At 48.8% G+C, this 11,751-nt stretch carries 9 protein-coding genes, 1 riboswitch and 1 other annotated feature (1 of these 11 cut by a window edge); of the genes, 5 read left to right on the forward strand and 4 right to left on the reverse strand.

The genetic code is table 11. From position 1 onward, the window contains the following. The first annotated feature begins 207 nt into the window (after positions 1-207). The 3 genes from HPY28_RS04280 to HPY28_RS04290 all read left to right on the forward strand — a co-directional run bounded on the left by HPY28_RS04280 (position 208) and on the right by HPY28_RS04290 (position 2,111). Positions 208-357 (forward strand): hypothetical protein, encoded by a 150-nt coding sequence (locus tag HPY28_RS04280; protein ID WP_173624308.1) that lies wholly within the window; start codon positions 208-210, stop codon positions 355-357. Positions 358-472: 115 nt separating this feature from the next. Further along, positions 473-1,048 carry a mismatch-specific DNA-glycosylase gene (locus tag HPY28_RS04285; protein ID WP_017247884.1) on the forward strand — a complete coding sequence of 192 codons (576 nt, stop codon included), beginning with the start codon at positions 473-475 and terminating at the stop codon, positions 1,046-1,048. A 73-nt stretch (positions 1,049-1,121) separates the two neighbouring features. After that, on the forward strand, positions 1,122-2,111 hold the full coding sequence (locus HPY28_RS04290) for a phosphotransferase (protein ID WP_173624307.1): 990 nt from the start codon (positions 1,122-1,124) through the stop codon (positions 2,109-2,111). A gap of 59 nt (positions 2,112-2,170) precedes the next feature. Here HPY28_RS04290 and HPY28_RS04295 read toward each other — a convergent pair whose 3' ends face one another. Both HPY28_RS04295 and metH read right to left on the reverse strand, forming a co-directional pair. Continuing rightward, the gene (locus HPY28_RS04295; protein ID WP_017247882.1) at positions 2,171-4,036 is read right to left on the reverse strand and encodes a bifunctional homocysteine S-methyltransferase/methylenetetrahydrofolate reductase; all 1,866 of its coding nucleotides are present in this window, start codon (positions 4,034-4,036) and stop codon (positions 2,171-2,173) included. Between the two features lie 44 nt (positions 4,037-4,080). After that, a complete protein-coding gene (gene metH / locus HPY28_RS04300) occupies positions 4,081-7,527 on the reverse strand; it encodes a methionine synthase (RefSeq protein ID WP_174230116.1) in 3,447 nt (1,148 codons plus the stop codon). A 116-nt stretch (positions 7,528-7,643) separates the two neighbouring features. Beyond that, positions 7,644-7,745: riboswitch (SAM riboswitch) on the reverse strand. A gap of 213 nt (positions 7,746-7,958) precedes the next feature. On the opposite strand from metH, the gene HPY28_RS04305 reads away from it, so the two are divergent. Then, positions 7,959-8,066: a YjcZ family sporulation protein gene (locus tag HPY28_RS04305; protein WP_007724452.1), complete on the forward strand. Its 108-nt coding sequence runs from the start codon at positions 7,959-7,961 to the stop codon at positions 8,064-8,066. A 67-nt stretch (positions 8,067-8,133) separates the two neighbouring features. On the opposite strand, the gene HPY28_RS04310 is transcribed toward HPY28_RS04305, so the two are convergent. Both HPY28_RS04310 and HPY28_RS04315 read right to left on the reverse strand, forming a co-directional pair. Continuing rightward, positions 8,134-10,338 carry a YcdB/YcdC domain-containing protein gene (locus HPY28_RS04310; RefSeq protein WP_174230117.1) on the reverse strand — a complete coding sequence of 735 codons (2,205 nt, stop codon included), beginning with the start codon at positions 10,336-10,338 and terminating at the stop codon, positions 8,134-8,136. Then, a complete protein-coding gene (locus HPY28_RS04315; protein WP_017247879.1) occupies positions 10,329-10,901 on the reverse strand; it encodes a sigma-70 family RNA polymerase sigma factor in 573 nt (190 codons plus the stop codon). The genes HPY28_RS04310 and HPY28_RS04315 overlap by 10 nt, the downstream gene beginning before the upstream one ends. Before the next feature lie 15 nt (positions 10,902-10,916). Between HPY28_RS04315 and HPY28_RS04320 the strand changes: the two genes are divergently transcribed. After that, complete coding sequence (locus HPY28_RS04320) at positions 10,917-11,594, forward strand: hypothetical protein (protein WP_238144707.1); 678 nt, start codon at positions 10,917-10,919, stop codon at positions 11,592-11,594. Between the two features lie 43 nt (positions 11,595-11,637). Further along, positions 11,638-11,751: a binding site (T-box leader), on the forward strand; it runs 151 nt beyond the window's last position.

Below are 11,751 nucleotides of genomic sequence, written 5' to 3' on the forward strand. Positions count from 1 at the left end.
AATGGCACGGCAAAAAAGCGAAAAGAGTCCGTTCGTACAGGCGGATTTCTTTACGCTTTTTTTCGAAGCCCTGTGAAATCGCTTCCTTTTTGTTCACGTTCTATCCACGATTTCTTCACGCCTTATTCACACCTGCCCAACCAAAAATGCCCTCAACTGGAGTATGATGAACATGTAAAACATTTCCACAAAGTGGAGGGTATCCTTATGATACAAATGCTGTCGAATTGGTTGTGGGGTAACGAAGAACAAGAAGTCGTTCCATTCGAGACGAAAAGATACGTCCGAAATGAAATGGATCAATTCACGTTCAATGAGCCACAGCAAGTGCTGCCGTATCCGCTTCCCCAGTTATAAGATCCAATACTTGATCGAATATAACCTGAAGCTGCCGAATCTGGCAGCTTTTTTTGCTCCTTTCTGAAAGCGCTCACTGATGTGCTACAATGTGGTAAACAGGAGGGGTTCGCTTTTGGTCGAGTTCACAGAAAAATGGTTGCCCACATACATTCGCCGCGATTTGGCGGTCTTATTTTGCGGTATCAATCCAGGGCGTATATCAGCTACGACGGGTTTCCACTACGCCAATCCAGCCAACCTGTTTTGGCGTGGATTGTACGAAGGCGGCCTGACACCTCACAAGCTCTTGCCCGAGGAAACCGCTACCCTCTTAGACTACAACTACGGTATTACCGATCTGGTATCACGCCCTACCCGCTCCGCAACAGACCTGCGCAACGAGGATTATGCCACAGGGGCAGAGCTGTTCGTCCAAATGATCCAGACTTACCGGCCTCGTGTCATTTGTTTTAACGGCATTACTGCTTTTCGTCACGCGACTGGACAAAAAAAAGAAGCCATTTCACTGGGGCTTCAGCCAATCAGGTACTTTGGGACAGAAGATTGGTCTGGCAGCTATGTGTTTGTCGTCCCGTCTACCAGTGGGGCTAACGCATCTTTTACACGTGAGGAACGAATCGCCAAGTTTAGTGAGCTGAGTCATTTTTTACGCGAGATGAATTGGCACCCTCTTCCCGCGCCTAAGTAGATCCTTTCGTGTCAACCACTCCTCTTCTTCCATACAATACTTGTAGCTCTGTACGCAAGGAGGGGCATCAGTAGTGGACGACCTCATCAAAAAAATCCAGAACAGATACGACATGACCGTTCTGCATCACAAAACCATTCGGGATACATCCAAATCATTCGTCATTTACTTGGAAACAACCAATGGCAAATTCATCGGAAAAGCTTTCCCTCTGCAAAAGGAACGTTTACATTTCATTCTGAATGCAGAAGCGTATTTGCGCAAAAACGGCGTACTCATCCCCGACATTCAACGAACCAAAAATAATAAGCGTTACATCACTCATAAAGAAAATCTTTTCGTTCTGCACCAAAGGCTATCCTGGCCAAATATTGCGTATAACTCCCCTATTCGAATGGAACGGATCGGCATGGTATTAGGCAAATTTCATGCGAGGTCGCTCGGTTTTTCCTCCAACCATGGCATCCTTTACAATGGCGCAGAAAAATGGTCCGTGGAGTACAAAACAGATTTAGCTGCCATTGAGAAGTGGGAGCTTCGACACGCTGGGAAGAATGATCAAAAATACACTGCGCTCGCGGATTATCTTCCTTTTTTTAAACAAGCCGGGATCACAGCCAAGGAACATTTGATATCCTCTCCATACTTCTCGAAATGGAAAAAGGAACCCCTAAGCAATCACTATCTCTGTCATGGAGATTTTAACAATGGGAATTTGCTCGTCAGTAATCAAAGAATTGCAATCATTGACTGGGAGGATGTTCGTTACGATTTTCCGTCCAAAGACATTGCCCGTGTTCTATCCCTTGCGATGCGAAAAAATGAGCAGTGGAACGAAGAATGGTTCTCTCATATATTGAGTGGCTATCTCCAAGAAAATCCCCTATCGATTGAGCAACTGCATTTGCTCTTTGTCGATCTCGCATTCCCGCATATCATTGAACGTTTCTTACGCAAGAAGCTGTATGCCCAGATGAGCCTTGCTGAGATTCAACAGTTTTGCAATCGGGAAGCTCTCAAGACCGCCTATATGTTAGACGAGATGAAGGCCCATGTATATTAGACGCAAGGCTATAGCCTGTCTATACACATAGGCCTTCCCTATTTTACTGATGTATACCGCTAAGTCTGAGCCAGCTTCACTAATGAGCTTTGCTGGCGCGTGTATTGAATGAGCTCTGCCGCCATCTCGTAATAATTGAAGGGTGTAATCAGATAGATGCCATTGAAGTAACGAACGGCCGTGTCGACCAATTCCTTCGCGATTGCGATCCCTTCCTGTCGGGCGGCCTCTCCCTGTACCTTTTTCATCCGTTCCAGAGCTTCTGTCGATAGCTTGATTCCTGGCACTTCATTATGCAGGAACTCCGCATTGCGCGAGCTGGTCAACGGCATGATCCCGATAAAGACAGGAATGCCGATATGCTTCGTCGCCTCGTATACATTCCGGATGGACTCAGCATCGTACACAGGTTGTGTCATAATGTAGTCCGCGCCTGCCTCGACCTTTTTTTCCAAGCGGGCAACGGCAGCATCCATATTTCGGACATTCGGATTAAAGGCTGCGCCCACGATGAACTGGGCTTTTTGCTTTAACGGACGTCCTGAGAACGAAACGCCTTCGTTCAACTGCTTCACCATGCGAATCAGATCAAAAGAGGTCACATCAAATACCGAGCTGGCACCTGGCAAATCCCCAAAGCGCGATGGATCCCCAGTAATCACCAATATTTGGTCGATCCCCAAAGCGTGCAGCCCCATTAAGTGCGATTGCTGCCCAATGAGATTACGGTCCCGGCAAGCGATGTGTAAGAGCGGATCGATTCCATGTCTGCTCTTCATGAGTGCTCCGAGAGCCATGTTGCTCATCCGCACTGTCGCCAACGAGTTATCCGCCAACGTAATGGCGTCCGCTCCTGCCTTGTGCAGCTCGCAGCATCCATGGAGAAACTGGTCTGCATCCAGATCACGCGGTGGATCAAACTCGACAATGATCGTCGTTGCTGTTTTTACGCGCTCGACAATGCTTGGTTTCTCCCTCTCCCTCGTGTTTTGCACAGAAATCGAAGGACGATCACCTGCTACGATGGTCGGGTTCACACGCGCTTGCGGCTCAAGTGACTCAAGTGCATCCGCAATCGCCTTCACATGTGCAGGTGTGGTTCCGCAGCATCCGCCAATCAACCGTACCCCCTGCTCACGCAAGCGAAGCGCACTCTGTCCAAAATATTCAGGTGATGATTTAAAAGCGTATTCGCCGTCAGTCATCCCCAGACGCCCCGCATTCGGGAATACGGATAAAAGTGCATCTTCTGGAATCACTGTATTTTCAAACGAGCGTAGCAATTCAGCGGGACCAAGGCGACAGTTTAGTCCGATCACGTCAGCTCCTGCGGCTTTTAGCTCGGAAAAAGCATCTGTCAAAGCGTAGCCATCACGTGTGCGTCCTACTTCCAGAGTGGCTAACTGCGCGATTACAGGGACATCTGTGAGCGGACGGATTACCTCGATCGCCAGAAGCAGCTCCTCCAAGTCCACGAACGTCTCCAGAATCAGTCCATCTACGCCAGCATGCAACAGAGCAATCGCCTGTTCCTCATACTGGTCACGGTATTCGTCCAAAACCTTTTTCTTCACCCGTCCAGCCAAAATCGATCCGATGCTCCCAGCCACATAAGCATCATCCTGTGCGGCTTCCCGTGCAATGGCGACTGCTAGCCGGTTAATCCGCGCTACCTTATGCTCCAGACCGTAACGGCTCAATGCATCTCGGTTGGCAGAATACGTATTTGTCTCTAGGAAACGTGCACCGGCCTGATAGTAAGACGTATGAACTTCATGTACCAAACGCGGGTTGGATAAACACAGCTCTTCAAAGCTGACGCCAACCGGGACGCCCAGCCCGTGCAGCTGGGTCGCCATCGCACCATCTCCGACTAGCAGGTGGTCTTTCAAATAGGCTCGTAAATCTTTCTTTCTCGTCGTCAACTCAATCCCTTCTCTCCCCGTTTCATTTATCTTTACTACTTTCCTTACACTTCAAAAATAGACGGACCTGCGTTGAAATAACGTGCTTCAGGATGTGCAAATACCATCGCCGATACGGAAGCTTCTGGCTCCATCATGAATCCCTCTGTCAGCTGAACGCCGATATCCTCTGGACGCAACAGACGGAACAACTGCGCCTGATCTTCCAGGTTCGGGCAAGCAGGGTAACCGAAGGAGACACGAATGCCCTGATATCTAGCACCAAAGCGCTCGAGCATCGTCATCTCAACCGGATCAGGAATGCCCCACACGTCGCGCATGACGTGGTGAATTCGCTCTGCAAATGCCTCTGCCAGCTCCAATGCCAAGGATTGGAGGACATGAGAGCGCAAGTAGTCACCACGCTCTTTTAGCTCTGTAGATTTTTCGCGAATCCCTCCCCCAGCCGTTACGGTCAGGAATCCGACATAATCCATTTCCTTGCTCTCCACTGGTCGCAAGAAGTCGGACAGGCAAAGATGAGGTTCTTCCAGCTGACGCGGGAACGAGAAGCGCTCCAGCAGCTTGCTGTGGTCTTTTGGATCATAAACCAAAATATCGTTGCCATCTGACTGAGCCGGGAAGAACTGATACACGCCGTGTGTCGTAATGGTTCCTTTTTGCTTCGCTTCATTTAATAGCTCTTCCACAATGCCGTACAGTTCCAGTACCTTCTCGTCGCCTGCCTCTATCAATCTATCTACATTTCCGCGAACACCGAGGTGTTTTCCGAGGAGCATCCGCAGGTTCAAATACGGTTGCAGATGGCTGAGCGGGTATTGTCGCAGAACATGTCGTTCACAATCTGGTGGCAGGTGGATCGGAACCGTTCTGCTGACGGCTGAGCGAGCTGGCAAAGGTGCTTTTTTCTCCTCGATAACAGGTTGAGCCGTTGCAACTGCTTCCAGGAGATGTTGCTGTTCCTCTACCAAGCGATCACGTTCTTCCGGATTTTGCAGACGATTTACGAGATCCAGACCATCCATGGCATCTTTTGCGTATAAAACAATTCCACGGTATTCCGGTGCGATCCGGTTCGATGTGAACTTGCGCGTCAACGCCGCACCGCCAACCATCATCGGGATATCAATGCCTGCATCACGCAGGTCTTGTGCTGTAATGACCATTTGCTGTGCGGATTTTACCAAGAGTCCAGACAGACCGATGGCATCCGGCTTTTCTTCTCTGCATGCGGCAATCAGTTGCTCTGGTGGTACCTTGATCCCCAGGTTCACGACATTGTAGCCATTGTTTGACAAAATAATTTCCACGAGGTTTTTTCCGATGTCGTGCACATCGCCTTTGACGGTCGCCAGCAAGATTTTCCCCTTTGCAGCGGCATCGCTTTTTTCCATGAATGGCTCCAGAAACGATACGGATGCCTTCATGACTTCTGCACTTTGCAATACTTCTGCCACGATCAACTGGTTGCCGTTGAACAGGCGACCAACCTCTTCCATCCCAGACATCAGCGGACCGTTGATGATCTCGAGCGGTGTGTATTTATCCAGAGCCAGCTTTAGGTCTTCCACCAGGCCATCCTTGGAGCCTTCGACTACATAACGGGCCAAGCGTTCTTCGAGCGTTAACGAGGAGACTTCCACACTGACTTCCTTTTTCTTTTGGCGATAAAATTCGGTAAAGGCCGCCAATGTCTCATCATTTGTCTCGAATAGAAGAGCTTCTGCCAGCTTTCTCTCGTCTTCTGGAATCGAAGCGTAGCGCTCCAGCTTTTCCGTGTTGACGATGGCGTAATCAAGCCCTGCGAGAGTTGTGTGGTACAAGAAGACCGCATTCAGTACTTCCCGACCCGCAGGAGGCAAGCCGAAGGAAACGTTACTGACACCTAGGATCGTCTTGCAAGCAGGCATTACCTGTTTAATCAAACGAATTCCTTCTACGGTTTCCTTGGCAGAGCCGATGTATTGTTCATCCCCTGTCCCTACTGGAAAGACGAGTGGATCGAATATAATATCCTGTGGCTTTATGCCATACTGGTTGACAAGAATGTCGTACGAGCGTTGCGCGACCTCCAGCTTCTTTTCGCGAGTGATAGCCATACCCGCTTCCTCAATCGTTCCAACGACAACGGAGGCACCGAACTTGTGAATAAGTGGAACCACTTCCTCAAATCGCTCCAAGCCGTCTTCCAAGTTAATCGAGTTGAGGATGGCCTTCCCTTGCGAATAGCGAAGTCCCAGCTCCATGACCTTGGCATCTGTCGAATCGATCATGAGGGGCGCTTTTACTTTTTTCACGATGAACTGTAGGAATTTTTCCATATCTTCGTATTCATCACGGTCGGGGTCAGCCAAGCATATATCGATGACATGTGCGCCGCGCTTCACTTGTGCTCGGGCAATATCAGATGCTTCTTCATAATGACCAGCTGCAATCATTTCACGGAATTTTTTGGAACCGATGACATTGGTCCTCTCCCCTACTAGCAAGGGACGATTGTCATCTTCGACGTAAACAACCTCGATCCCGGAGACTGCGCTCAGCGGTTCCACAGCTGCACTGCGCGGCTTGCAGTCTTTCAATGCTTCTGCCATCGCTTGAATATGGTCAGGCGTTGTTCCGCAGCAACCGCCAGCGACGTTTATCCAGCCCTGATCAGCGAATGCCCGCATTTTCGAAGCAAGTCCCTGTGGCGTTTCATGGTAATGGCCGTTCTCGTCTGGCAAGCCTGCGTTCGGATAACAGCTAACCGCACATTGGGCAATTCCTGACAGTGTCCGCAGATGATCACGCATAAACTCTGGTCCTGTCGCACAATTCAGACCAATGGAGACTGGCTGTAAATGCTCTAAGGAGATGTAAAACGCCTCGATGTTTTGGCCAGCCAGCGTTGTGCCCATCGGCTCAATCGTACCTGACAGCATCACCGGGAGCTCCTGTCCAAGCTCTTCAAAAGCTTTGCGAATCCCGATTCCGCCAGCCTTGACGTTTAACGTGTCTTGCGAGGTTTCCAATAGAAGAACATCGGAGCCGCCAAGAATCAGACCTTTTGCCTGACGATAATACGCCTCGACCAGTTCTTCGAAAGTGACACCGCCTGTCAACGCAAGGGTTTTGGTCGTAGGTCCCATTGCACCTGCTACAAAACGCGGCCACTCCTCCGTAGAATAGGCATCCACCGCTTCTCTGGCCAAGCGGGCTGCGGCTATATTGATCTCAAGGTCTTTTTCTGGCACATCGTACTCAGCCAAAACGATGGAAGCAGCACCAAATGTATTTGTCTCGACGATGTCTGCGCCCGCCGCTAAATATTTCTCGTGAATGGAACGGATCACATCTGGTCTGGTCAGGTTCAGGAGTTCATTACAGCCATCATAGGCTTCACCGCCGAAATCATCAGCAGTCAGGTTTGCCTGTTGAAGCATGGTGCCCATTGCACCGTCCAGAATCAGAATTTTCCGGGAAAGTTGTTCGCGAAAAGTTGGTTTCATTGACGTGCCCCTTTTCTACCTTGCATCGGCTTATTCTCCGTAATTGGGTAAATAAAAAAATCCTCTTCTTTGAAAGAAGAGGATTTGTCAGCAGATACGAAAACGCCTGAGACATCCTCTTATCTTTCAAAGCACGTAGCTTTGCTGGAATTGGCACCGGATTTTTACCGGTTGCCGAGGCTTCATCAGGCCAGTCCCTCTGCCTCTCTGGATAAGAGTCGTACACTTGTCATTTAGTTGTTTTGCGAAATGTCTTGAATGTTTGCAAGTATCTTAACACCACCTTTGTCTCCCCGTCAATTGTGAATTGTCTATTTTTTACTGAGCCTCTCCTCTTACGCGCCCATTTTTGCCTAAGCTGGGCATCCGCCCAGTCCAATATCCGCATTCGTGTATAGACTGGAGTATAACGGAAAGGAGGGGAAACAAAGATGAGTACATCATTCTGCGGAAACGGATTCTTCGGTGACTGCTTCGCAATCGTGCTCGTGCTGTTTATCCTGTTGGTAATTATTGGGTGTTCGTGTGACGACTGTTAGATAAGTGTTTAAAAAAGGCTATCCCAAAAGCCATCAGGAATGGCTGCGGGATAGCCTTTTTTTCTTGTTATTTGGTGATGATCTTGCCTGTCACGGCATCCAGAGTAATATATTTGAGCGCCAGCTTTTCGTCACTCCACGGCACATACGCCAGCTTTGGTTGAGCTAATTTTTGCCCATCCACATCTCTCCTCAAATAGACCAGCTTTAAAGGCATGACGCGTAAATACGCCTCAACAGCCTTGTCTTTCGAGACGATCTCGTCGGATGCTGGAAGCTCCACCAACTCGTGCGTCTCTCTGTAGTTTTCAAACTTTGTCACTTTGCCAGAAGACGGATCGACTGTTACTGAATAAGCCGCTTTTTGCCCGCGATCCTGTACTGGAATGCCATCCTTGCTCATGAGATATCTGAATTCCCATTCGCCCGATGACACAGGATTCGTTTCGCCTGGCTGTATGACTTGTGCCAATTGCACTTCTTTTATGCCTGGATCAACGTATTTAGGCAGAAAGGCAAGTGCAGCCTCTTCCGCTTGCTCGCGTTTGACAGTCACTGCTGTATCGGAACGAGGTGTTCCCAGCCCGACGACACTGCCTGTTTCTGCAAGGACTTCTACGCCGATATACTTGTCATTTTTATCATTCCAGACGTATTCCTTGCGTCCGTCACGGTTACTCTCTCTATAGGTCGAGTCATCCACTTGTATGCCGAATTCCGCTTGAAGCAACGCTTTTGCCTCATCCTTGGAGCGAACCTTGACGTATTCCTTTGGAGATTCGATCGGATGGGCTTCCTTCGTATTCAACTGATCATAAGCAAGCCCGTTATCTCCCGTTCCATACACCGTCTTGCCATTTGTCGCGTCGATATACCACTCCTGACCATCTTCACGTCCTCTTTGCATGAAGGAAACAGCTGGTGTGTACTCCAGAATGGGCTGCCACATATCCCCTTGTTTTGATTGTGGCTGTATTCTCGGATTCTGCACGTACCGAAGCTTCATATGCTCGCTCAGCTCTTTGATGGCTACCTCTTCTGACACAGCAGTCGATACATCCGGGTACTGCGACGGCTCAAATGATTCGAGGTCCTTACTGAAATATTCGAGGTGGCCAGAGTCGGTTGTTTCGATGCTTATTTCATCAGACAACACCGGCATCCCGTTATAGTATCTCAGGTACAATCCCGGATGGTTGGCGTCCAACAACCGATAGTTCTCGCTATCAGCCCCGAGCAGCTTGTTCAGGAACTGTCGCTCTTGCTCCAATGCTTTTGCTCCTTCTGCTCTTTTCTGGCTCGCTGCTTCCTTTTCATCCTTCAACAGAAGGCTATACCATTCCAATGCTTGACCATTGCCAGTGATCACAAGAGAAACTTTATGCCCCTCTTTGTTCGTTTTCCCCAAGATGAATGACATGCCATCGTGGTTCTTTTCTTTATCCAAAAGAAGAAGGGAGGGGTTCAAATCGGGCACGGTATCTGTCAGCTTGGTGAAAAAAGCTTGTTCACTCGTATTCAATCGCCCGAAAAACGCGACTTGCTCACGTTCGTCAATTCCAACCGACAATACGTCGAACGGAACGGGCTGGCCGTTTTCCATACGTTGATAATTCACGCTCATCCATGGGCCTTTTACCTTATACTCGTCCGTATAGATCTGAGTCTCGACGAGCTGATAGGTCTTACTTTCCTCCCCCAAAAAAGCTTGAAGAAATGCGCTTGCTGCTTTCTCCGCAGTCTTGGCTGATGGCAATTTCTCTTCCTTCTGTTCTGTCCGATCACCGTTGATTGTAAAGCTCTCAATTTGTCCTGTCTGTATATCATAAGCAACATTGGCACGCGCATTATCGCCTTCCAGTAACATTAAGTCGCTGATTCCATGGCTTGTACGATCCACCCTGATTGTCATCTTGCTCAAAGCTGGGATCACCTTTTTCAATGGTAAAACAGCCTCTTCCGGCGACACCTTTACGTTGTTCTGATCGGCCTCCGTTTTCTTTTTATCCCTTGCAGTCGTTGCGACCGCATTCGTTACATTTTTTCCACTGGGCATCTGTGAAAACCAACCTTGTTGCTGCAAGCCCACGGCTGTTACCGCCAAGCAAGCTACCAAGGAGCCAGCCATGAATATCCTGTTCCGATTCTTGTGTTTATCTCGTGCAATCGCATCTCTGATCCGCGATTCCATTTCTTTTGTAAACCTCACTTCCTCCACAGATTTCTCACTTGCACTCCGTACCACTTCGCGAATTTGCTTATCTACATCCATTCCAATCCCTCCTTTTCACACAATGCCTTAAAATGTTTTCGGGCCCGTGACAATTGGGTTCGTACGGCATCTTCTGAAATATCCAACACTTGCGCAATCTCTCTTATCGACAAATCTTCATAGTAATGAAGTACCATGACTTTTCGGTACAGCGGCGAGAGCTTCATCACCTGCTCCGCTACCTGTACCTTGCTCATTCGTCCGATGACTGCCGCTTCAACGTTTGCGGTGTCGGCCTTCTCCGGGGGTGCTTCCTCTTTGGAGAGGTATGTAGAAAAAATCTGGCGAAAGGACCACGAACGCAAATATTTGCGGGACTCGTTGATCGCAATTCGGTAAAGCCACGTTTTTACGCTACTCTGATGGCGGAACTGATCCAGACCCCGATACGCCTTCAGGAACACTTCCTGGGTAATGTCTTCCGCGATTCCCCGATCCTTGACGATCAAGTAGGCGAGCTGCACGATGTTGTCTCCGTACTCGCTCATGAGTCTCGTCAGCTTCTCCTCGTTGGTCAGTTGCAGCGTCCAGTCCGCTTCGCTACTTTTGGCACTTGCATTCACGCGCTGTTCACCTCCTTGTTTCGTGTTGATATGTATTTGATCCAGCTGGCTTATTTTTGTGACAAGATTATCCAATTGTTTTATCAATCATCCTTTTCCCTGCTTCCACTGCTGCACTCCGTTGCGTTGCTTTCATTGTCAGAGCACATTGCTTTTGCTATCATGAGGCTTATTGTAGAGCGAAAGGAACGAGATGACATGGCTGACTTGCAAGCACGTGAAAAAGACAAATTTCTGTCCTGTTTAGAGACCATAAAAGAACTATCCAAATCGGAATTTGAAACCTATTCCATCGTTAAGAATACCGAAACCGGGGAACATTATCTCCACTATTTTTTGTCCCACATTAATTTATCCGAGGGAGGCAGAAGAGACGATTACGATCACTTCCTGCCGATTGAATCCGACGATATTTTAGCGATTATGTTTGGCGAACAGCCATACCAGTTTCCGGAGAACTGGCGCTCTGCTTATTTGCGCAGTGGTAATGACAATCGATTGATCCCGTTCGATCCATCGGAAAATTACGATCTGGACGATGCCGCTGCTGCCGAGCTAGCCATGCTCGAAAAGCTGGAACAGTACAAAGAGCAAATGATGAACGCGGATAACCTCAGCGCGGAAGAAAGAGAAGAGCTGACCAAACAATATTTCGCGGAATTAGATAAGATTTTGCAAAAACCGGAACAGTGAGTTGCATCCTGACGGTTAAAACAGCTATAATTCTAGAGAAACAAACGAATCGTTGATGAGGAAAGTACTCCTTGTGCGAGGCTGTAGCGAGTCGGGGACGGTGTGAGCCCGATGCCAAACCATGTGAGGAAACGCCCCTCGGAGATGCTGCCTGAAC

The organism is Brevibacillus sp. HB1.2 (assembly GCF_013332495.1).
GTDB lineage: Bacteria > Bacillota > Bacilli > Brevibacillales > Brevibacillaceae > Brevibacillus > Brevibacillus porteri.

Coding starts and splice junctions, on each gene's coding strand:
- metH (WP_174230116.1), bottom strand. CDS start 7,527: ATGAAACCAACTTTTCGCGAACAACTTTCCCGGAAAATTCTGATTCTG.
- HPY28_RS04310 (WP_174230117.1), bottom strand. CDS start 10,338: ATGGATGTAGATAAGCAAATTCGCGAAGTGGTACGGAGTGCAAGTGAG.
- HPY28_RS04305 (WP_007724452.1), top strand. CDS start 7,959: ATGAGTACATCATTCTGCGGAAACGGATTCTTCGGTGACTGCTTCGCA.
- HPY28_RS04280 (WP_173624308.1), top strand. CDS start 208: ATGATACAAATGCTGTCGAATTGGTTGTGGGGTAACGAAGAACAAGAA.